The sequence below is a fragment of the Methylomonas sp. MK1 genome (genome assembly GCF_000365425.1).
Taxonomy (GTDB): domain Bacteria; phylum Pseudomonadota; class Gammaproteobacteria; order Methylococcales; family Methylomonadaceae; genus Methylomonas.
On record NZ_AQOV01000001.1, the window covers coordinates 2,406,822 to 2,429,171 of the forward strand.

A 22,350-nucleotide genomic window follows, 5' to 3' on the forward strand; every position below is an offset into this window, starting at 1 on the left:
GGGAATGACGGGATACTTTCGGTTCATTTAGCCGGGCAGGTGTGTCGATGGCGGGCCGACTGGCGCCGGTCTGGTTACACAGCACAGCGTGACCGCGTACACAGTAAAGTCAGCTTGCGCACATCCAACGCATTGATCACGCCGTTTTTGTCCAGATCGCGCGGGTCGTTTACGCCGGAAGCCGGTTTGTTGCGGGCAGCAATGACCACGTTCAAATCCAGTTGATCGACATCGCGGTCGCCGTCCAGATCGCCTTTTACCGCGATGTTCTCGCAGCTATCCGGTAGATGATTCAAATTGGTATCGCCGCTAACGCGGTTTTGAATATCCAGCACGTCCGACTTGCCATTGCTATTGCAATCCGGAAATACGTTTAAGTAATACACATCCTGCTCGCCGTGGTAGGTGGCAGTGTAAGCAATGTGTGCGCCGTTGGCGTCGGAGACTAACTGGGTGTAATCGCCCATTTTGTCGCTTTGCCGCTCTTCGCCGTTCACGATGTTATACGGCAGATGCGTATTGAACACGGGCGTGACCGCCTGGTTTTTGCTCCAGGTTGCGCCGCCATCCCAGGAGTAGGCGTAGTAAAGTTGGGAATAGCGGTACGGCGCGCTGCCGCTGCCGTTGCGGGTGTCGTACCACACCGCGTCGATGCGGGAATTGGCCGCCACGCCTAGCATCGGAAACCATTGATACGCATTGGCGCCGGGAGGGTCGTCATTCACGCGTACCGGTGCCGACCAAGTGGCGCCGCCGTCGCTGCTGCGCACGAAATGTATATCCTGCGGATCGTCGCCCGCTTGCCAAGCGTAGGACGTGACGTGTGCCAGCAAATAAATATTGCCGCGCAACGGCCCGGCCGATTGATCGGCAGCGATTTGCACATCACCGTCGCCGCCCAACGGATTGGGTAACTGCAAACTCGGCGACAGGAACATCATGCCGTGGCCGCCCATATCGACTTTTTGCGCGCTAAAGCTGGGCGAGGTATTAGGATCTTTGGCATCAACCGATTTCAGGAAATAATGCCCGCTACGCACTATGCCCAAGGCACTGACGGACAAAATCGTTTCATCGACGCCAAATAAATAAACCTCGCCGTCCGGGCCGATGGCCAGCCGGCCGAAACCGAAGTTTGCCACCGGCAATGCCGCGTCCGGCTCCTGGTAACTCAAACCACCATCTGTGGAACGGCTGAAATATTTGGGCACATAATGTGGGTCTGGATTGCTGTCGGCAGGCCGCCGCCAGGTGCTGTAAATATGCCCGCCGCTGGGACCGCCGGTTTTATCGATGGCCAGCCAGTTCTTGTCGCCTTTAAACTGATACACCGGCTCCGACCAGGTCACGCCGCCGTCGCCGGATTTAAACACCGACGTGCTATCCGATATTGCCAGGGACTGGTAATAAAAATTCCCCTGGCCATCGACCTCCAACACCGGATCGGTGCGGGTTTGCAGCGGTAAGGCCGGCAGCATACCGGTAGTCCAACTCGCGCCGCCGTCAAAGCTATAGGCATAGCCGCCGTGTTTGACAGCAGTGGGCGGTGAATCGAACTTACGCCAGCCCACGACAATATTGGCGGGATTTAGCGGGTTCAGGGCCAGCGTTGGCTCGTTGCCTTTGTCACCGATGATGTTTTGCCCGCCGGCATCGACATTGACCTGATGACTACGATACTGTCCAAAGCTTATTACCGGGGAAGGCCCTGCCTGCGCGGCTGTCGTCAATGTCAAACCGACGCCTACGCCTGCCGCGATTTTTACCAGCCTGACGTTACGGAAAAAGGGTATACGCCATTCGCCAGGCTCGGAGCACACAGCAGTTCGCGGCCGAGTCAATCCTGTAACTTCATCCTGTTTCATCAGACGATCTCTCTTTTAGAACGACCATTCAGAACCAGTCCAGCCAAACCACTGGCAAACAGCCATACCGTCATCGGCACCGGCACTGCCGCCGGCAGTTCTCCGGACACCACCGTGGTTTGAAAGCTGAAGGTGCCGATGCGGGTATCGCGCAAACGGGCGTCGCGAGCGCCCAGATGATCGAAGCCCCACCCTAAACCCAGATTGCCGTTGAGACTTAAAGTATCCCCGACTATTGCGGTGGTGACATCAAACAGCTCAAAACCGCCCGCATCGAAGCCGATGTGATTGGTAATCACCCAACCGGAACGCCCGGGCGTAGCCGCTTCCAGAGCAGGATCGTATTCCAAGGTCATGTCGCCCAACAACACTCTATTAGTTGGTGGCTCGACGTCCACTCTAAACCGCATGACGCCACCCAGACCGATACTACCGCTGGCAGTGCCGAACAAATTGCCGGGTTCGAACTGGAAAGTGGTATTTCTGTTCTGCCGCCCGCCCGGATTAACTATCGGACTCAACCCGTTGACACTAAATTGCAGCCCGGTCGCCGGAATTTCATCGGATACCAGATCGTATAAATCCGGAGCATTGCCGTCCCGCAACTGTACAAAGGTTTTTGATGCGGCCGAAGCGTCGTAAAACTCTTCCAGATAAATAGAAGGCCGGCAGCAAATCGGAAAGTCGGCGGTGGGTGTGTCCGGATAGTCATTCACATCGACGCTGGCGATTAGCACATCGCGGTTTAGGTTAAGGACCAGCGCACCGCCGCTTACTGTCGCGGCGTGGACATGGCCGGACATTAAAATACCGCAAACCGCCAGTAGTAACCCGGCTCCTAAATAGCGTCGTTCCGGTGCAGACGGCGGTTGAGCGACTGTAGTGGATTCCAACCTGCACGGGAATGGCGAATCCAGGGAATTTAATAGTTTCGCGGCCAACAGCATGCCGGATGATCGATGATTATTGATTTTCATAATGTCACACTCCTTGAAAGATATGGCCTACGGCCTATGCCGATAAAGCCCAAAAAGCCGCTACCGAATAACCAGACCGCAGCGGGCAGCGGCACCGCCGATACCTGACCGCAACCGGCATAGGCACCCGTGCCCAAACAGAAACTGCCGACATCGACCAGTTGCACGCCTTGCAACATGCCGGCGTTTTCCGGCGACATCAGTAAATCGCCGCTAAACTGCCAGTTTTCGGCGTTGGTAAAGCTCAGGCTTAGGTTGTTTAAGTCGTACACCGCCATCGTGAAATAAATGTTATTGGCTAGGTACCAGCCGGTGCGGCCCAAAGTTTGCCGGCCGGCATCGTATAGCAGCGAAAAATCGCCGTTGACCAAGCCGGCCCCGCCGGGTGGCCAGTTGGGCGCATAAAACCCCTGCACGCCGCTCATACCGACTTGCGCCCCGGCCATACCGGCCAGAGTGCCGGTATCGATGGCAAACTCGGCTGACGTCGCTTTGACATGACGCTGACTGGCTTGCGGACTAGGATCGTTACCGATAGCCGTCAACTCGAACACCTGATTAAGTCCGGAAATCTCGGTGTTGTTGAGTTGGCTAAGCAAATGGTCGCCGGTATTGGCCGGATTATCGGCATTGGACGTTGCAGTACTCCAAAACGTCGACAAGTAATAACCCCCGGCGTAAGGCGCCAGCGCATTGCGGTCCAGGTTCATCGTAAAAGTGCCGCCGGATGGCGCATTCAATATCGCGGCATCGGCGCTTGGAGATACCATCCCCATGCCGATAGCCAGCACGGCCAAAACGGGATAGCCGTGGTTTTTGTTGATCTTCATAAAAGCCCTACAGCGGATAGTCAGAATAAGCCCTCTCCCTGCCTGAATACGCAAACAGCCGCAGTGCACGGCATGCTGGCAAGAAGAAGGATTTATTTCAATAAGCTAAGGCCCGGAGCGAATCTTGGCGACCGCCCCAAGCCCACTTTCGAGTTAAGCCGCGACAGAGGCTTTTTTGCGACTTGCACCCAGCAAGCCCAGCAGACCGCTGCCGAACATCCAGACCGCCGCCGGTACCGGTACCGCCGATGGCGCAGTACTGGGAGCCAGACTAAAAGTACCGACCACGGCATTGGTATTGGCACCAACCAAACCGGCCCACAACCCGGTCCATTGCAAATCGCCGCTCAGTAGTAATTCGCCATTGCTGTTCAACGACTCGGCGACGTTGGTCAGCTTCAAGAAATTTTGGTAACCGAAACCGGTATCGAAGGTTTTTATATTCCAGGTGCTCCCGGTTTTTACCAGGCTAAAGTCGTAGGGCGTCAAAATGCCGCTGCCGCCTTGGCTGGTCAACAACCAGGCGCCGCTCAGACCGATTTGACCGATCGAGGTGTTGCCGGCGTCCATCGTTGTGGCTTGTTCGGTACGGCCATAGGGGCCGGCAGCCGGATAGCTGTTGGTCGTGGTGTTGCTGTTAACCGCAAACGACATCGCTGTGCTAGCGGTTGCCGATAGCGCCGTTCCGCCGTTGGTTGCGCCGGTAATGCCGAGTAAATTATCGCTGGCGCCCCAATGTTTCGCGACAATCCAGCCATTCGGATACCCGCTGCCGACATTGACAGATGCCGCCGCAAAAGCGGCATTGTTGATGGTGATGGTGGCATCGCCGCTAACTTGTGCAGCGCTCGCTGTTGCAGGCGCTAAAACGGCGGTCAATGCGCTGAAGGCTAACAGGCCGGCGCTTGCCAGTTGAGTGCGGTTGTAGTGCAAGATTGTCATTTTTTATTCCTTAATAAATTACGGTTAAAGTTAATCTGCAAATCGCCAACCCGAATTTAGGGCATTTAACTTGCAGGTAACCCGGCTGTCTTAATCTCCAAGACCCGTGGCTTTCCGGCTCCGTCTCGCGGCGGATGTGGCATGTTTGTCGCGGTCCTTACGACATCACTCTAAATCCCTGAGTGAGGTGCTCCTGAAAAACTCCTGTGGCAAATAGATAACGACGGCATCAATACTTGATCGAAAGACTCAGGAATCCCGCGCGGCCGGGTGCCGGCGCCACCCGGCCCTCGAAATAGCCGTAGGGCTGAAAATAATCCTCATCGCTGAGATTCTTGACGGTAGCCGCCCATTTGAAACTCCCGGTTTCGTAAGCTAACGCCGCGTCGAAGCTGTGGTAGCCGGCGGTTTTGAAGCGGTTGTCGTCGGACAAATACGCCCCGGCACGGGCATAAACGCCGAAACCCAAGCTAAAGCCTTGCAGCGCATCCTGCTGAAAACGGTAATGCGCCCAGAGCCGCCCGGCATCCTCCGGGACTTGGGCTAAGCGAGTGCCGGCAGCCACCCCGGCTTCGTCGTCCATGAACCGGGCGTCGGTATGCGCATAGTTCGCCAGCACGCTGAAGCCCTCGACCGGTTGCCAGAGCAAATCCATTTCAACACCACGCGAGCGTTGCTGGCCGGCGGCGACCGAACGCCGCTGAAAATCGCTGCTGTCGGTGACCGCGACCTGGCTGCGCTCGATTTGATACAGCGCCAGCTGGCCGCTGAATTGATGTGAAAAATTGAATTTCAGGCCGGTTTCCAGATGACTCGACAATTCCGGCGCCGGCGTATCGACGAAATTCACAAAGGGTTGGCCGCGCATGCCTTCGCTGTAGGAAATAAACCAGGAAACCTCGTCGCTCAGATCGATCACACCACCGAGTCGCGGCAGCCATTTCAGCGTATCGGTTTTAGCGTGTACCCCGGTTTGGGCATTATTAAAATCGATGCCAACCTTGCCCAGCCTGACACCGGACAGCCAATGCAAACGCCGGTACAGAGTGCTTTGCCACTGGAGGTAAGCGCCGTAAGTGATGTTTTCGATGAACTGATTTTCCAGGCCCGGCCCCGGCACAGCATAAGGGGTGTCAAATATCGGCGCCCGCAGATCGACCGTACCGACACCCAAACCCAAGGGGCCAAAATCGCCCTCGATAAAGCCTGCATCGCACAAGCGACTGTAATCCGCGCCCAGCAACAGATTGTTTTCGCTCGGACCCAGCTTGAAATTACCCTGCAAATTGCCCAGCACGCTGCGCTCTTGCTGTTGTTGAAACAATTCGGCATTGACCAATGCCCAGCTCGATGCCGGTAGCAAGGGCCGGTCCGCGATGAGGCCATCGCTGCCGAACAGGGTCTGAATTTTCTCGTCGAATTCCGAGTGCGCATAGCGCGCCTTCAGGTTTAAGCGCCAGCTCCGATTGATGCTCCTTTCCAACGAGGCCCACACCGCATCGGCATTCGAATGACTATCGGGCAGATTGGCCGGCCCCAAGAACAGGTCGGGCCGGGTAGCAAAATCGCCGGCAATGCTGCCGGTGGCGGGTAAGCCCTGATACTCCGGTTGCTGCCAGCGCGACAGTTTGGCTTGGAGCGTTAAACGGGTTTTGTCGTTATCGGTCAGCGTCAGCGCCGGATTGATGTTGAAACGCTGAGTTTCGATCATGTCGATGTTATGTCTGGCGTTGGTGTACTCGCCAGTCATGCGCAACAGAATATTGGCGTTTAGCGGTTGATTGACATCGAAAAACGGCTGATAAAAGCTGTGACTGCCGATTCTAAAACCCACTTCGCCGAAGGCTTTGGCCTGCGGCAATTTGGAAAGCAGATTCACCACCCCGCCCACCGGCGAACCCGAACCGCCGCTGTAGAGCAAGGCATTAGACCCCTTCAGCACCTCGATTCTCTCGATATTAATGGTGCTTTCCCGGTCGCCGGGGTTGTAGTACTGGGTAAAGCCGTCCATCAGTTGTTCGGAACGAAAACCGCGAATCAATGTACCCTCGATAACCGGACTGTAGAGCTCATTGCGCGCCACTATGCCGCTGACATTGACTAAGGATTCGCTGACGTTGATCGTTTGCTGGTCGTCTAACAAAGGGCGGTTAAGCGCATGCACCGACTGCGGGATTTGCTTGATTGGCGTGTCCGTTCCGGTAGCGCTGGCAATATGCCTGACGGCATAGGTCCGCGCCTCGTCAAGCATCGGCTCGGTGAGGATTTCCGCACCGGCCTCCCTTGTTTTCAAGCCCACGACAGTCATGGCATCCAGGGTAACGGGCGGCAGGTTAGATGACTCCGTTGCCGTCAGGCTGCGTTCCAAAGTCACCGTATCGGCATCGATAAAACGGTAGGTAAAGCCGCTGCCATGCAACAAGTGTGTTAATGCCTGCTCCGCCGACATGTCACCGCGCAGCTCGGGACTGGCGAGCTCACGCAACATGTCCGCTGAAAAAATCAATTCCAACTCTGCTTGCGCGGCAAATTGAATCAACGCGTTATTTAAGGACTGACCGCTGATGTTGAAGTGACGGATAACTTCCGCGGCAACCGCCTGGCTGCTGCTCAATTGTCCGCCGGCCGCCACCAGCCCAATCAACACCCAGGTATCGACGCCGACACGGTTGCCGTTCAGCGCATAGCAAAGATATACGGCTGGCCGATGCCATACGCCGACTGCAAGCTGGTAGCGAAAATCGTTAATCCGTGCTTTCAAGATCCGTCCTGTCCGAAAAAAAATGTTTCTCAACATAGAAGTCGTTTCAGCACAAAAATCGATCACAAAAATTTAACTATTTTCGAAATGAGGGAGTCGAAGCGGACGGTTTGAGCTTATGCGCTCGAGCTTTCGACTCCAAATTAAAGCCGCATCGTCGTTCCCGTCTGTGCGGGAGCGACGATGTTCAAGGGCTGGGTTGACGAAATATGCACGCAGGGTTTCCGCGCCAAAAACTCAGCGACGCAATAACACCCACCAGGGACCGATACGGGTTTCTTGCAAACCCAGCGCTATGCGCACCGAGGACAGCGCCTCATCGGGCGTATCCAGAGAAAACACTCCGGTCACCCGTAGATTTTTAAGGGCTGCATCGGCCAGAAATATCCGTCCGAAGCGATAACGCTCCAACTCGCTGATCAATTCGGCTAAAGGCCTATCGTTGATCACCAGCCGATGTTGCTGCCAAGCGTACTGTTCCGCACCCACGGCCCGCGGATGCGGTAACGGCAATCCGGGTTGATAGACCAAGCCCTGCCCCTGGGCGACGGTAACGTCACTGTCGAGACCCGCACTGCTGACCGCTACAGCATGCTCCTGGACAGTCACCTCGGTATGATCCTCTGCGGTTTTATACACTTCAAACACGGTACCCAACGCGCGTACCGTCAAGTCGTCGACCACCACTTCGAAAGACCGCCGACTATCCTTTGCCACCGTAAACTGCACTTGGCCGTGGTGCAAAACGATACGCCTGGCCGCGGCGGTGAACGCTACCGAAACCGCGCTATTGGTGTTCATCAGCAAACGGCTGCCGTCGCTGAGCTGAATCTGGCGAATTTCGCCGGTTTGCGTGCGGTAGTCGCATAAATAATCGCTAAATAAGCGCGCTTGCTGCGGCATGATCAGACCAATCGCCAGCAGCCACATCGCAGCAAAGGCAAGCCCGGCAGTAAACCAGGGCCGGCGCGATTGGGGTTTGGCTGGCTTGATTTTAGCGGCGCGGAATGTCACCGGGGCGATTTGCCGAGACGCTGGTTGTTGGGCCTCGGCCTGTCTGGACTGGTTGCCGGCCAGCACCATATCTCTGAACAAATTCTCCGCCTCGGTAAACGCTTCGGCATGCAAGGTGTCGCGGCTCAGCCAATCGGCGAACGCTTCGAGTTCCGCATCGCTCAAACTGTCGTCGCGCAGACAAACCAGCCAGGCGATGGCCTGATCTTGCAGACTTGTATGAGCGGATTTGTCGGACGGCGCGGGCATGCGAGCTCCAATTAAGCAGGGGTATTATTGATAAAGACGTGCCAGGCACGAAAGCGATCATAGCAAGACGGGCTTTGCAAACAAGCGGCAGGCGTTAACGGCATCGGTGTGAAGCAGGTTGCGGAAAAATAATGCGGGCGTTTTGTTCAATCGGCCAGTTGCCGGGCGCAATGCGCCATGGCTTTGGCCAGTAACTTATTGACCTGGGATTTGGAAATCCCCAAGCGTTCGGCAATTTGCGTATAGGTCAGGCCATCGACCCCATGTAGTAAAAACACACTACGGCAGGCTTGCGGCAACTCGTCCAGCGCCTGTTGCAATGCGGCCAAACGTTGTTGACTGATCAACACCTGTTCCGGTGGCACGGCGTTACCGGGAATAGTTTCAGCCAGCGCATCGAAATCTTCGTCAGCGCCGTAACGGTCCCTGACTATGGTTTTGCGCTGATGGTCAATGGCAAGATTGATCGCGATCCGAAACGCCATGGCTCGGGCATTATCCGGCTGACTTTTCTCGGCAATCTGCCGTAACCCCAGATACGTGTCATGAGTTAATTCAGCGGCAATGTCCGGGCATTTCAAGCGTCCGGTCAAAAAACGCAATAACTCATCGGCCAAGGACTCGGTCCAGAACGCGGAAATATCGGTCAATGGCTGTGCACTCATGCGTATCGAAAATATCCAAAGCTTTATTCAAAAACAGCGACTGGCTGATACCCCACCAAAATGTCGCAGCGCAGCCTTGCGTCAGAGCGTTTGCAATAATTGAACCAACGACAAATGCTGCTTGGCAGGCCCCACCATACATGCAGCCTGGCTTTGAACCTTGCTTGCTTGCAATCCGGGAATGCGGCAAATAACCCGCGAAATGGCCGGCAGATAACATAGTTTTATCGAGAATCGCCGTCTGCCTCACCGACTTTGATTTTTAGCGCGCGCCAAGCCTGTATAATCCCCGCAAACCCACGTTTTTATTCACTCAGCTTAACCATCTCCTGTAATGCGCCCCACCCATCTTTTGTTCTGCCTGGTTTTCATCGTTGTCGTTCACGGCGCTATCGCCTGGAGCCTGAATCGCCCGCAAGACGCCGGGGTCGATGTACCTTCGGGTAAATTGCGCAGCTTGTCGTTTGCGCCTTACCGGGACGGTTTTAGCCCGATAGACGAAAAATTTCCGCTGCCGGAACATATCGACGCGGACGTGGGCTTGATTGCGGATAAAACCCATACCATCCGTACCTACTCGATTCTCGGCGGTATGCAGCCTACTCCCGAATTTGCGCGCAAACACGGCGTGGAGATGATTCAAGGCGGCTGGCTGGGCGACGGCCATGCCAGTAATAAAAAGGAAATCGCCGCGCTGATCGAAGCGGTGAACGCCAATCCGGATGTGGTGAAACGGGTGCTGGTCGGCAACGAAGTCCTGCTGCGCAAAGACATGGATGTAGACACGCTGATCGGTTATATCCGCCAGGTCAAACAGGCGGTGAAACAGCCGGTATCGTATGCCGATGTCTGGTCGATTTATCTGAAATACCCGCAACTGATGCAGGAAGTGGATTTCATCACCGTACACATTCTGCCCTACTGGGAAGACGAGCCGGTGGCTATTGAAGATGCCGCAGGCCATGTCGAGAAAATCGTCCAGCAGATCGAAGACAAAGCACATAGCATGGGCCTGAACAAACCGATTCTGATCGGCGAGTCCGGCTGGCCCGCCGCCGGCCGCCAACGCGGCCGAGCCATTCCCAGCGTCGTTAACGAAACCCGCTTCATACGCAGCCTGATCGAAGTCGTGAACCGGCACGGCTTGGACTACAACATCGTCGAAGCCTTTAACCAGCCCTGGAAAAGTCATAACGAAGGCGTGGTCGGCGCGAATTGGGGCTTGTTGACTATCGACCGCGAACCGGTATTTCCGTTGACCGGCCCGGTTTACGAAAACCCTGACTGGTTGCTGCATTTTGCCTGGGCGACCGGCCTGTGGCTGTTGCTGGTTGCGGTCTACTTCAAGAAATTATCAAAGCTGTCGCTGCCGCGCCTATTGGTGTTTTTAGCCTTGGCCCAAGTGTTTGGCGCTTGCCTGGTGACGCTGGCGGACTTTCTGTGGTTTACCAGCTATAGCATCTGGCAACAGGCTTACACCATTTTGCTAATAGTAGCCAACACCCTATTAAGCGGCTTGTTGCTGCAACGCGGTTATGCGATTTTAGCCAACCAAGCCGCGCTGCCGGCCCTGGCAAACCGCTTGAGAAGCGCCTATCTGTTTTTCGTGGTGCTGGCGCTGTATAAAACCTACAGTCTGGCATTGAACGGCCGGTATCTGAGTTTCCCTGTCGAACAATTCGCGATTCCGGCCATTGGCATCTGCGCTTTGAGCGTTTGCCTATACCTGGCTCAACGCCGGCTAAACTGGCAGATGCTGCGCTTCGACAGCCTGTCCAGCGGTGATTCACAAACGCCGCGCGACCGCTTGTTGGCGTATTTTTTAAGTTTCGGCACTGTCGCCGTGGTGATAGGTGAGACGCACGAATTCATGGCTGCCTACGACTTTATCCAAGCGCATCCGGGCTTTAGCGAAGGTTTACCGGTAGCCCTGGGTTACACGTTTTACAATCAGCAACTCATCGCTTGGTTGCTGTGTATACTGGTGCTGTCGATCCCGTTCTGGCCCCTCCGCTCAGGCAAAGCCAAGATTTAGCACGTACGATCAATGTTGCTCAAGCGGCTGGCTCCGGCAACGCGCCTATCGGCGCGTGCCCCAAGGCTAATTTTTCGGTAATCAACACAAGGACACCCCATATGTGGCTGCGCACTAGTTGCGAAATAACCTTCGATGTCAGCATCGAGACTCCGTTCATTTTGATGCTGCGACCGCGCAACGGCGCCAATCAATGGGTAGCCCGCGAGTCGTATACATTGAATCCGACGGTGCCGGTATTCGAATATACCGACTACTACGGCAATCTCTGCCAGCGCCTGATTGCGCCACCCGGCGAGTTTGCCGTGCGCACCAGCGCCGATATTCATACTAACGAGCATATCGACGTCTGCCCCGGCGCACCGTTTACGGAAGTGCAGAGTCTGCCCGATTCGGTACTGACCTATCTGATCCCGACCCGCTATTGCGAATCCGACCGGTTTATCGATCTGGCCCAGGAAATCGTCGCCGACGCCTTACCCGGCTACGACCAAGTCGCGACGCTGCATCGCTGGCTGCGTGACAATATCCGTTTCAATCCGGACTCGCCGCATTTCCAGCTCTCGGCAGTCGAAACCAATATGGCCGGCGAAGGCGTCTGCCGCGAACTTGCCCATCTGGGCATCGCTCTGTGCCGGGCCTTATGCATTCCGGCACGGATGGTGGTGGGCTATCTATACGGCTTGCAGCCTATGGATTTTCACGCCTGGTTCGAGGCTTATGTGGGCGGTCGATGGTATACCTTCGACCCGACCCAAGCCGAACCGTGCGGCGGTAGGGTCATCGTCGCTTACGGCCACGACGCGGCGGATGTGGCGATCTTTACCCAATTCGGACCGGCGCTTTATCCCATGCATATGGCCGCCAATGTCGAACGCCTGCCTGGCCCGCCGGATTAGCGCGCGCCCGGCGGCGCCATCACACATCGAGCAAAGGTGCGGATTCCCGGTATAATGGCCATTCCGCTGTAATCAACGCTTTATTTATGAGTAATCTTGTTCTGGTCGCCTGCGCCTTGTTGCTGGTATTTCTAAACGGCTTCTTTGTTGCGGTCGAGTTCAGTCTGGTCAAACTACGGCAGACCAGAATCAAGACCATCGAACAAACCGAAGGCTGGCGTGGCCGGATTCTCGCAAAAGTACACAAAAAACTCGATGCCTATCTATCAGCCTGCCAACTCGGCATTACCCTAGCCTCGCTGGGGCTGGGATGGATAGGCGAACCGGCTTTCGCTGATCTGTTAATACCGCTATTTGCCAAGGCCGAAATCACTTCCCCGGAAATCATCCATAACGTCTCGTTTGCGTTTGCGTTTTGCACGATCTCCTTTCTGCATATCGTCGTTGGTGAGCAAGCCCCCAAGTCGCTGGCCATCCGCAATCCGGAAGGCATAGGCCTGTGGAGCGCCGGACCGCTTTACGCGCTGTACTGGTTGATGTATCCGGCTATATGGTTGTTGAACGGCAGCGCCAACCTGGTGTTACGCATCGCCGGACTTAGCGATGGTCACAACCTGGACAGTCATTATTCCAACGAGGAATTGAAACTGATTCTGCGCTCCAGCCGGGCCGGCGAGAACCTGACCAGCGACGAATGCAACGTGCTGGCCAAGGCGCTGGATTTCGGCAAGTTGGAGGTCTCTGATCTGATGCGGCCGATTCACGAAATTACCGCGCTGTATCAAGGCCAATCTCAACAACAAATGCTGGAAACGGTTTATAGCAGCTGTTTTAGCCGTTACCCGTATTTCGACAGTAACGGTATCGATGTGCTGGGCATTATCCATTTAAAAGATTTGTTCTTGGCGCAACAACACGGCCAGCAAATCGACGATTTGGAACCTTATTTACGCCCGATTCAACATATCTCCGCGCATATGCCGGCCTTGGAATTATTCCGACGCTTTACTCAAGGCTCGCCGCATTTTGCCGTCATCGGCCAGAAAGGCCACAAGCCGCACGGCTTTATCACGCTGGACAATTTGTTGTCGGCCATGGTCGGCGAAATCCGCGACGAATTTCGAAAAACCGAAAGCGACTGGACCCGTCAAGACGACGGCAGCTTGCTCGGGAAAGGCAGCTTGCCGATTTTCTCGCTGGAGCGGATTCTAGGTATCGATGTGGAAAACGAAGAACTGGATCTTGACGACGTCGATTCCGTGGGCGGCATGATCCTGGCGCAATTGCGCGACATCCCCGAAGCCGGCGAGCGCATCGCCTTTAACGACTTTGAAATCGTCGTCAAGGAAATGAGCGGCCCACGTATCGAGTGGGTGCAGGTTTATCCTAAGCAATAATGTGAAAAGCTCACAGTGTAGCTAGCGACTCAGCCACCCCTTGTAGCCGCGATTAGCAAAGCGTAATCGCGGGAATATTCAGTTGTAGTTGGATTGCTGCGCCCTTGGATTCTCCCCTCTAAACTAATCAAAACTGAAAACTTGGTGAAACAATCCTAGACGCCGTTTTCCGTAAGACTCAAGCCTGTATTGCTACCTCTCAATTTGATTCTAATAGGAGCTTAGCCGTTGCTCTCGCAGCCCATCCACCACGATACCCCGTTCCCGTTTTTTTATGACCATTCCGCATTTTCTGCGGAGCAGTGCGCTGCGCTTGAAGATTTATTTTTGCAAGACGGTGATTGGCAGCATCGGGATGGGGCGTTTTATCGCTGCTCTCTCAAGGACGTTACTGAGAACATTCCCGCCGCTTTTCAAGCAGAAGTCCTCGCTAGAATGCGCGAGATTACCGGATTACCACTCACCAATCGTGTTTTGGTCACGGCGCAACGGATGCTGCCTGGACAAGTGATTGGCATACACAGCGACCGGCCACTAGTCGGTTATGAGATTGCCCGACTGGTCGTGCAACTGAATAAGCAATGGCAAGCCGAGCATGGCGGGGTGCTGGAATTATTTTCTTCGCCGGAGAGTGAAGCGGTTTTTAGGGTTAATCCAGAGCACAACAAAGCTTTCGGCTTTCTGCTGCACGGCGATTCATACCACGGCGTCACGGCGGCTATTCAGCCGCGACAAACCGTGGTCTTCAATTTCTGGCACGCGGCCAATACACCCGAGCTTGCCGAACACGTGCAAAGTTTGTTTGCCGACATGCATTTTTCCGAGCTACCGGCAACACTTAACCCCGTAGCCTCGGCTGCCGAAGCGAGTCTGCCCGAGGATGCAACATTTCATGCCGGATTGGCTGCGCTTGCACTCCATCGCTGGGGCTATGACGAGACTACCGTTATCGCGGGCTACCGGCACAGCGCCGGGCTTTCTGTCTGTGACACCAACGCTGCCGAGACCTTTTCAGCCGTGCGGCTGGCGGATTGGGTTGCGTCTTTGTATCGGGATTCGTTTGATCTGGCCCGTTGGCAAATCTTGCAAAACGAGCTTGAAGGAATGGAAATGTTTACACGCCTGAAGCCTACATGGCAGCATTGTCTGCCGGAATAGAGATGGCTTGGCAATGGAAAGTCTGCCACCCATTCCCGTAACGGATTGTCGCAATCGACCCACAAGCGGTCTTTCGTCTATCTCAGTAACCTATCTCTGCATTAATTCAATTCGCCGACAGGCAAATATTATCCCTTAAAACGGCGCGGCGGCTGCGCAAAGCCCATAGGCCATCGGTGGTTTTCCTATTTTTTGAAACCGCGATAGATTTTAGTTCGGAAAGAATTGACTTCGTCACCACGATACGAAATTACACATTCCATAGGATTATTTGTTTCGTCACAACTCAAGGCGAATACCTACCTCAATCACGCGTTCGACCGGAATTTTGAAATATTCGATAGCGCTGGATGCGTTGTGGAGCAAGAATCTAAATAGCGCCCTGCGCCATTTCGGCATGGGGCTTCTCCGGCGAAACGATATTCTCTCGTTACCGATGAAAAACGATGCAGCTTTTTGATCAATTACCAGTCCCTCATGGCTGCATAGCTGGAGCGCGCGACGCACATCCTGTTCTTCCTGAAAGCCGAAATACATCTTCACCCTATAAAAATTGCCCTCGTCACCGAAAGCGCGAATTTTGATACGGTGAGACTCATCGACGTACGGCTCGTCTTTGGTGACTATCGTCAGCACAATCATTTGCTCATGCAGCGCATGATTGTGTGCCAAATTGTGTAGCAGCACCTGCGGTACGCCGTGTAGATTTTTGGCTAAATAAATCGCGGTACCGGGCACTTTGGCTAGCTTCTGGCCCTGAACTTTGTCTTCCAGTTCTTCAAACATCACCCGTTTTTCATCCATATTTCTGGCCAGTAACTCGCGACCTTTAATCCAGGTGGTCATGATCAGGAACAATACGACACCCACGGTCAAAGGCAACCAACCGCCCTCGGGTATTTTCAGCGTGTTGGCCAAGAAATATAAAATATCCAGGGTCAAAAAAATTGACAGAAAGTTGATACTGGTGACTTTATTCCACCGCCACAATTCCGAAATGACGATAAACGCCAGTATCGTGGTGGTAATCATCGTGCCCGTTACCGCCAAGCCATAGGCAGAAGCCAATGCGGTGGATGATTTAAAACCTGCTACCAGAATAAATACCGATGCCATCAACAACCAGTTCACGGCTGGAATATAGATTTGGCCCATTTCGTCACCCGAGGTATGCAGAATATTCATGCGTGGCGAATAGCCCAACTGGATAGCCTGTCTGGTCAATGAGAATGCCCCGGAAATAACCGCTTGCGAGGCAATCACCGTGGCCAATGTCGACAAAATCAGTAGCGGGTAAAGTGCCCAGTTTGGCGCGAGCAGATAAAACGGATTTTCAATCGCGTCGGGATGGCCCATCAACAGCGCCCCTTGTCCGAAGTAATTGAGCAGCAGGGCAGGAAACACAAAACTAAACCAGGCATACCGAATCGGCTTTAAACCAAAATGGCCCATGTCGGCATACAGCGCTTCGGCACCGGTAATGGCCAACACCACCGAACCCATGATTAAAAATCCTTTCCAACCCAATTCACCTAGTAGACTAATCGCGTAATACGGATTGATAGCCTGTAATACTTCAGGTTGCTGGACAATATTGACTAGGCCCATGATCGCTAAGACCGCAAACCAAACACACATGATAGGCGCAAACAATTTGCCGACCGCCTCGGTGCCCCTGGCTTGAATCAAAAACAAGCCCCCCAATACCGCAAAGGTTATCGGCAACACGTAATGCTCCAGCTTTGGCGCGATGATTTGCAGCCCTTCCACCGCGCTCAACACCGATATAGCCGGTGTGATAATGCTGTCGCCATAAAACAGCACCGCGCCAATCAAGCCGGTAGTGACGATGAAACTGGTTTTTTGCGGATTGTCCTTAGCAGTTTGTAGGGCCAAAGCCAGCAAAGCCATGATACCGCCCTCGCCCTTGTTGTCGGCACGCATGATGAAAATCGCGTATTTGGTGGTGACGACTAGCGTCAGTGACCAAAAGATCAGTGACAGCGCGCCAAGAATGTGGGTGGTATCCGTCGTTAATCCGGCATGAAAGACTTCTTTAACGGCGTATAGGGGGCTGGTGCCTATATCGCCAAAGACGACACCTATCGCGCTCAGCGTTAATCCGGTTAATGGTTGAGATTTATTGTCAGCAGACATTACAAAAAACCTGTGTAGATCAGGAGAAAATCAAGCAGACCGTTTTTGGATCTGAATCAAATGAAAGGCTCGAAACAATTGGTTTAGCAAACCCGAGTCTTACTAGGAAAAGCGCGCGACTATACGCAATTTCATCTAAAAAAATTGTAAAAATTTGCCCTGTAAATTCGGAAATTTTCGATTCTGACGCTCAAATTGTTGGTTTGGAATCAGTATTTGGCTGCGGTTACGCCAACGGTTTCACCAATATCGGGAAAACAGCGCCCAATCCTTTAGTAATAAACTCCACGGCTATCGACAAAATGATCAATCCAAAAACCCGTGTAATTACATTCATGCCGGTTCTGCCCAGCAAATGGGCTATTTTCTCGGCCATTAACAAGCATGTCAGAACGATCAAGGCTATGGTGGCGATGACGCAAACGGCCAAGACGTCATAATTCCAGGACGGATTTAGGTTATGGTTGACGATCACGGTACTCATTGCGCCGGGCCCACTGAGCAAGGGAATGGCCATTGGCACGACCGCGATAGACTCTTTATCGACAGACTCGGCCCGTTCCTCCGGCGTGTTTCTGGATCGATCATGCGACGCTTTGACCATGGAAACGCCCATTAACATGATGACTATGCCACCGGCAATTTGAAACGACGGAATGCTGATCCCAAAAAATGCCAGCCAACTATTGCCGGCAGTGTGTGCAAATAGCAGTACCGCGCCAACCGACAAAGCACAAACGCAGGCGATACGTCGCCTCTCCTCAGAGCTGCGGTGATCGGTCAAGCTGATGAAAAGCGGGATAGCGCCGATAGGGTCCACTACCGACAAGAGTCCCGCAAGCAATTTGATGTATTCATCTACTTCCACAATCATGGTTCTTTCACGGTAGATTTTGGCCTTTTATCAGGATGTCATCGATGGGAATATGTGGGGCAGTGAGTTTTGCAGTCATGATCTGAAGTTCGTGCAACAGTGCCGCCATCTTCTCATTGCTAATGCCGGACAAAGGTAAGCGGCATCCACCCACATTAAGACCCAAATGATTCATGATGGCTTTAATGGGTGCGGGATTCGACCCTGACTTTAACAATGCCCGGCAAAAACCATGAATGGCTTGCGCAATAAATTTCGATTGATTTAGTTCCCGGCGCTCGAAACTGGCGACCAGTTCGTTCATCACGCTAGGCATCACGTTGGCCGCCACGGAAATGACGCCCACGCCACCCACCGCAAGAATCGGCAAAGTCAGCGAGTCGTCACCGGAAAACACCGAGAAAGGCCGGTCAAGTTGATAAGACCGGTAGACAATTTCGGTGATTTGATCGAGATTACCATTAGAAGCTTTTAATCCGATAATAGACGGGCATTTTTCGCAAAGCGCCATGATCAGCTCGACGCCCAACTCGACACCGGTTCGGCTGGGAATATCGTAAAGAATGATGGGAAGACCCACTTTATCCAGTTCTTGATAATGCGCCAGTATCCCCTCCGGGCTAGGCCGGTTGTAATACGGCGTGACAACCAGGCAAGCATCTGCACCTAACTTGGCGGCTTGCTCGGTCCGTCGCACGGCTTCTCGGGTACTGTTCGAGCCGGTGCCCGGAATGATTTTGAGAGAGGTAGACCGGGCGGCTTCGATTGTTGTCGACACCACAGTTGCCCACTCGTCGTCCGACAAAGTCGGCGACTCGCCGGTCGTGCCGCAAGGAACGATGGCCACCGTGCCACTGATGGCGTGGAACTCGATTAATTCGACAAGTTTTTCCCGGTTGACGGATTGGTCGTTATCGCCATGAAAAGGGGTAACCAGCGCTACAACGGAGCCGTTCAATAGTTGCATAGTGTTTTTATCCTCGATTGAGGTGTTACGAGACTTTCAGTCGATAACCGACACCGGACTCAGTCAGTAACAATTTTGGCTGGGTGGGGTCTGCTTCCAGTTTCTGGCGGAGTTGACTCATGTAGATGCGCAGATAATGGGCGTTCTCCTCGAAAGAAGGCCCCCAGACGTCCTTAAGGATTTGCTGATGGGTCAGGACTTTGCCGGCATTTTTAACCAAGACCGTTAGCAAGCGGTATTGAATCGGGGTGAGGTGAATTTCTTGGTCATCGACACTGACCACGCGATTGAGTAGGTCCACTTTCAGATTGCCGGTGCTGAACACATCAGACTGACTTTGTTCCTGCGGCCTGCTCGCATGCCGCAGCGCCACGCGTATCCTGGCTAACAATTCGCCAAAACCGAACGGTTTGGTCAAATAATCGTCGGCCCCGACATCCAAGGCGTCGATCTTCTGCTGCTCGCTGCTCCGCGCCGATAGAATAATGATGGGCACGGCTGACCAGGCGCGAATAGCCTTGATCACCTCGACACCATCCATATCCGGCAACCCCAGATCGAGTATCAGTAAGTCGGGCTTGCGCACACCAACCTCGACGATACCTCGTTTGCCGGTATCGGCATCAAATACGTTAAAGCCGTGAGTACTGAGACTGGTGCGCAGAAAACGCCGAATGGAGGGATCGTCTTCTATGACAATAATGACAGGATCGGTTTTAGCCATAACAAAACATCCTTAGCGTGGGCATTATTCTTCCGGCTCCACTGTAGGTGGTGTTTGATCCAGCGGCAAGGTAAAAATAAATACCGCCCCGCCGTCAGCGCGGTTACGCGCCACAATCCGGCCACCATGCACCTCTATGATAGCTCGACAGATTGCCAAGCCCAGGCCTACGCCACTTTGCGCGGTCTCATGACGGGTTTGGTAAAACTTCTCGAACAGCCGCTCTTCCTGGCCCTTGGGGATACCGGGACCGTGATCGGCAACCGCTATTTCCACCGAAGAATCGTTTATCTCGGCAACAATCTCCAAGCCGCTGCCTGGCGGTGTATAACGCACAGCGTTTTCCAACAGATTAATCAGCACCTGTTCGATCATCACCGCATCGGCCAGAATCATCGGTATGCCTTCCGGCAATTTGACTTTCACGGGTCTGCCCAGCAGTTGCGTGTGCAACAGCGTCAACACCGTGCCGATGATTTCCTCGAGCGGATACCACTGCTTGTTCAATTCCAACACACCGGCTTCCAACCTGGCCATGTCCAGAATATTGTTGACCAGATTCGACATACGTTCCGCTTCGTCAACAATGCCTCGGCTCAGATCCAATTTATCTTGCGGTTGCAATTGGCCCTTGTCTTCCACCAGCGCACTGGCGGAGCCGATAATCGTTGCCAACGGGGTGCGCAAATCATGGGAAATCGCGCTAAGCAGGGAGTTACGCAAGCGTTCGGCTTCCATTTGCAATTGGGTGGAACGGGCCTGTTCCGAAAAGCGTATCCGGGCCACCGCCTGGCCGATCTGGCGCAAAAAAGTTTCCAGTAGTTTCTGTTGCTCAGGTAGAAAAACCCGACGCAAATTGACCGGCAACAGCGCCAACACCCCTAACACTTTGTCTTCGTTATGAATCGGAAAATAAACCGCATCGGCGCCAGGCAAGGTGTTGGTACCATGCCCGGCAATTTCTTTGTGGTCGAATACCCATTGGGCAACACTCAGATCGGCGCCTCTTAATGACACGGCAATACCCGGCTTCCGGGGAAAAACCACCCGGCCATGACTATTGGGAAACAAGATCACATTGGGACTGCTGAATTCCGAGTACAGATGTTTGACGGCGATACGCACGGCCTCGTCTTCCGACTGGATGCTGCTCAACTCTTTACTCATCGAGTACAGCGCCGCCGCCCGTCTTTCCCGATGCGCCGCTACTTTGGCCTGCGAACGAACGTTAATCATCAGGTTGCTGATGACGATACCGACCACTAGCATGGCCAGCAAGGTTATCAGGTACTGACTGTCGGACACGGAAAAACTGTAATAAGGCTGTACGAACAGAAAATCGAAACTACCGACGCCCAATAACGATGCCAGAATAGACGGTCCGCGCCCGAAACGCGTGGCCACAAACACCACGCCCAGTAAATACACCATCACCAGATTGGCCAACTCAACATGACCGAGCAGCAAACGGCCGACGGCCGTGCTCAATAGGGTGACCGCCACAGCCCAGAAATAACCGCCGTAGCGTTTTTTAGTTTTGGTCGGTATGCGTTGCTTCAACCCCGGCAAAGAGGTCTTTCTTAGTAAGGATAACTCGGACTGTAATTCTGTGGTGCGCCCCCGGATTTGAGGGCTACCCAATAGATAAATATTGATGTTGTGAGCATGTGCAATTAACACATCGACGACCGAACCCATTAGCCAGCGCCGCCAGCCCCGCCGACTCGGCTTGCCGATCACAATTTTATTGATGTTGCGCTCGCGGGAGAAACGGATCAGCGCCTCGCTCATCTCCGGTGCGCTGAGGGTAACGGTTTCGGCGCCGAGTTGTTCGGCCAAGCGTAAAATCCGCAAGATGCCGTCGCGCTTCACCGCCGGCATGCGTTGTAATTGCGGTGTTTCAACATACGCGACAATCCATTCGGCACGCAGACTAGTCGCCAAACGCTTACCGGCCCTTACTAATCGCTCGGCCAAATCATTGGGGCCGATGCAAACCAAAATGCGTTCGCTGACCTGCCATACTTCGCGTATCGCATTGTCTTCGCGATAATCCAGCATCTGCGCGTCAACGCGATTGGCCGTTTGCCGCAAAGACAATTCTCGCAAGGCAATCAGATTACCTTTACGAAAGAAGTGATTGACCGCTTCCTGGGCTTGTTGCGGCAGATACACCTTGCCTTCTTTCAGGCGCAGCAACAATTCGTCCGGCGGCAAGTCCACCAGTTCCACTTCGTCGGCTTCTTCAAATACGGTATCGGGCACGGTTTCCCAAACCCGTATGCCGGAAATCTGACCGATGTCGTCATTCAGGCTTTCCAGATGCTGCACATTGAGCGCTGTGTAGACATCAATACCGGCCTCTAGTAGTTCGTGTATATCCTGCCAACGTTTCGGGTGCCGGCAACCCGGCGCATTGGAGTGCGCCAACTCATCAACCAAAATGATGGCTGGCCGGCGCTTTAGCGCGGCATCGATGTCGAATTCCTGCAGCACGGTGCCTTTGTAATCGATCTTCCGGGGCGGCAGAATTTCCAGTCCATCCAGCAAGGCTTTGGTTTCCTTCCGACCATGGGTTTCCACGACACCAATAACCACGTCTAGGTTCTCGGAACGTCGCTCTCGCGCCGCCAATAACATCGCGAAGGTTTTGCCAACGCCGGCAGCAGCGCCGAAGAAAATCTTCAACCGGCCGCGTTTAGCTTTGGCCTGATCCCGCTCGACGCGGGCCAGGAGTTGGTCGGGATCGGGTCGTTCTGCATTCATCGTCGCCTTCCGGTGTTAGCTGCAAGTTGGATGTCGGTATAAAAAAGAGCTATCGCTGGTGGAAATTTAG

16 protein-coding genes and 1 riboswitch are annotated in these 22,350 nt (G+C 53.9%); of the genes, 4 read left to right on the forward strand and 12 right to left on the reverse strand.

Translation table 11 applies throughout. From position 1 onward, the window contains the following. Positions 1-74: 74 nt before the first annotated feature. The 7 genes from G006_RS0111380 to G006_RS0111410 all read right to left on the reverse strand — a co-directional run bounded on the left by G006_RS0111380 (position 75) and on the right by G006_RS0111410 (position 9,303). Positions 75-1,865 carry a hypothetical protein gene (locus G006_RS0111380; RefSeq protein ID WP_020483310.1) on the reverse strand — a complete coding sequence of 597 codons (1,791 nt, stop codon included), beginning with the start codon at positions 1,863-1,865 and terminating at the stop codon, positions 75-77. After that, on the reverse strand, positions 1,865-2,842 hold the full coding sequence (locus tag G006_RS0111385) for a hypothetical protein (RefSeq protein WP_020483311.1): 978 nt from the start codon (positions 2,840-2,842) through the stop codon (positions 1,865-1,867). The genes G006_RS0111380 and G006_RS0111385 overlap by 1 nt, the downstream gene beginning before the upstream one ends. Further along, complete coding sequence (locus tag G006_RS0111390; protein ID WP_020483312.1) at positions 2,839-3,672, reverse strand: hypothetical protein; 834 nt, start codon at positions 3,670-3,672, stop codon at positions 2,839-2,841. The genes G006_RS0111385 and G006_RS0111390 overlap by 4 nt, the downstream gene beginning before the upstream one ends. Before the next feature lie 153 nt (positions 3,673-3,825). Next, positions 3,826-4,614 (reverse strand): hypothetical protein, encoded by a 789-nt coding sequence (locus G006_RS0111395; protein WP_020483313.1) that lies wholly within the window; start codon positions 4,612-4,614, stop codon positions 3,826-3,828. Between the two features lie 72 nt (positions 4,615-4,686). Continuing rightward, positions 4,687-4,765, reverse strand: a riboswitch (cyclic di-GMP riboswitch). A gap of 78 nt (positions 4,766-4,843) precedes the next feature. Further along, entirely contained in the window at positions 4,844-7,375 is a 2,532-nt protein-coding gene (locus G006_RS0111400; protein WP_235048854.1) for a TonB-dependent siderophore receptor, read from the reverse strand. A 237-nt stretch (positions 7,376-7,612) separates the two neighbouring features. Then, the gene (locus G006_RS25470; RefSeq protein ID WP_020483315.1) at positions 7,613-8,638 is read right to left on the reverse strand and encodes a FecR family protein; all 1,026 of its coding nucleotides are present in this window, start codon (positions 8,636-8,638) and stop codon (positions 7,613-7,615) included. A gap of 146 nt (positions 8,639-8,784) precedes the next feature. Then, a complete protein-coding gene (locus tag G006_RS0111410) occupies positions 8,785-9,303 on the reverse strand; it encodes a sigma-70 family RNA polymerase sigma factor (protein WP_020483316.1) in 519 nt (172 codons plus the stop codon). Between the two features lie 334 nt (positions 9,304-9,637). Here G006_RS0111410 and G006_RS0111415 point away from each other — a divergent pair, with 334 nt between their 5' ends. The 4 genes from G006_RS0111415 to G006_RS0111430 all read left to right on the forward strand — a co-directional run bounded on the left by G006_RS0111415 (position 9,638) and on the right by G006_RS0111430 (position 14,792). Further along, positions 9,638-11,338, forward strand: coding sequence for a glycoside hydrolase family 17 protein (locus tag G006_RS0111415; RefSeq protein WP_020483317.1), 1,701 nt, complete (start codon positions 9,638-9,640; stop codon positions 11,336-11,338). 101 nt (positions 11,339-11,439) lie between these two features. Further along, complete coding sequence (locus tag G006_RS0111420) at positions 11,440-12,237, forward strand: transglutaminase domain-containing protein (protein ID WP_020483318.1); 798 nt, start codon at positions 11,440-11,442, stop codon at positions 12,235-12,237. A gap of 86 nt (positions 12,238-12,323) precedes the next feature. Beyond that, positions 12,324-13,634, forward strand: a complete 1,311-nt coding sequence (locus tag G006_RS0111425; RefSeq protein ID WP_020483319.1) for a hemolysin family protein — start codon at positions 12,324-12,326, stop codon at positions 13,632-13,634. Between the two features lie 228 nt (positions 13,635-13,862). Then, on the forward strand, positions 13,863-14,792 hold the full coding sequence (locus G006_RS0111430) for a 2OG-Fe(II) oxygenase (protein WP_152428855.1): 930 nt from the start codon (positions 13,863-13,865) through the stop codon (positions 14,790-14,792). 279 nt (positions 14,793-15,071) lie between these two features. Here the strand turns inward: G006_RS0111430 and G006_RS0111435 are convergent, their stop codons facing one another. From G006_RS0111435 to G006_RS0111455, 5 genes are all read right to left on the reverse strand, one after another. Further along, a complete protein-coding gene (locus G006_RS0111435) occupies positions 15,072-16,949 on the reverse strand; it encodes a potassium transporter Kup (RefSeq protein WP_020483321.1) in 1,878 nt (625 codons plus the stop codon). A 226-nt stretch (positions 16,950-17,175) separates the two neighbouring features. Then, positions 17,176-17,823: a MarC family protein gene (locus G006_RS0111440; RefSeq protein WP_020483322.1), complete on the reverse strand. Its 648-nt coding sequence runs from the start codon at positions 17,821-17,823 to the stop codon at positions 17,176-17,178. 7 nt (positions 17,824-17,830) lie between these two features. Next, a complete protein-coding gene (gene dapA, locus G006_RS0111445; RefSeq protein WP_020483323.1) occupies positions 17,831-18,790 on the reverse strand; it encodes a 4-hydroxy-tetrahydrodipicolinate synthase in 960 nt (319 codons plus the stop codon). 25 nt (positions 18,791-18,815) lie between these two features. Continuing rightward, positions 18,816-19,514, reverse strand: a complete 699-nt coding sequence (locus G006_RS0111450; protein ID WP_020483324.1) for a response regulator — start codon at positions 19,512-19,514, stop codon at positions 18,816-18,818. Between the two features lie 24 nt (positions 19,515-19,538). Next, positions 19,539-22,280, reverse strand: a complete 2,742-nt coding sequence (locus G006_RS0111455; protein ID WP_020483325.1) for a sensor histidine kinase — start codon at positions 22,278-22,280, stop codon at positions 19,539-19,541. Positions 22,281-22,350 lie beyond the last annotated feature (70 nt).

Coding starts and splice junctions, on each gene's coding strand:
- G006_RS0111380 (WP_020483310.1), bottom strand. CDS start 1,865: ATGAAACAGGATGAAGTTACAGGATTGACTCGGCCGCGAACTGCTGTG.
- G006_RS0111385 (WP_020483311.1), bottom strand. CDS start 2,842: ATGAAAATCAATAATCATCGATCATCCGGCATGCTGTTGGCCGCGAAA.
- G006_RS0111390 (WP_020483312.1), bottom strand. CDS start 3,672: ATGAAGATCAACAAAAACCACGGCTATCCCGTTTTGGCCGTGCTGGCT.
- G006_RS0111395 (WP_020483313.1), bottom strand. CDS start 4,614: ATGACAATCTTGCACTACAACCGCACTCAACTGGCAAGCGCCGGCCTG.
- G006_RS25470 (WP_020483315.1), bottom strand. CDS start 8,638: ATGCCCGCGCCGTCCGACAAATCCGCTCATACAAGTCTGCAAGATCAG.
- G006_RS0111410 (WP_020483316.1), bottom strand. CDS start 9,303: ATGAGTGCACAGCCATTGACCGATATTTCCGCGTTCTGGACCGAGTCC.
- G006_RS0111415 (WP_020483317.1), top strand. CDS start 9,638: ATGCGCCCCACCCATCTTTTGTTCTGCCTGGTTTTCATCGTTGTCGTT.
- G006_RS0111420 (WP_020483318.1), top strand. CDS start 11,440: ATGTGGCTGCGCACTAGTTGCGAAATAACCTTCGATGTCAGCATCGAG.
- G006_RS0111425 (WP_020483319.1), top strand. CDS start 12,324: ATGAGTAATCTTGTTCTGGTCGCCTGCGCCTTGTTGCTGGTATTTCTA.
- G006_RS0111435 (WP_020483321.1), bottom strand. CDS start 16,949: ATGTCTGCTGACAATAAATCTCAACCATTAACCGGATTAACGCTGAGC.
- G006_RS0111440 (WP_020483322.1), bottom strand. CDS start 17,823: ATGATTGTGGAAGTAGATGAATACATCAAATTGCTTGCGGGACTCTTG.
- dapA (WP_020483323.1), bottom strand. CDS start 18,790: ATGCAACTATTGAACGGCTCCGTTGTAGCGCTGGTTACCCCTTTTCAT.
- G006_RS0111450 (WP_020483324.1), bottom strand. CDS start 19,514: ATGGCTAAAACCGATCCTGTCATTATTGTCATAGAAGACGATCCCTCC.
- G006_RS0111455 (WP_020483325.1), bottom strand. CDS start 22,280: ATGAATGCAGAACGACCCGATCCCGACCAACTCCTGGCCCGCGTCGAG.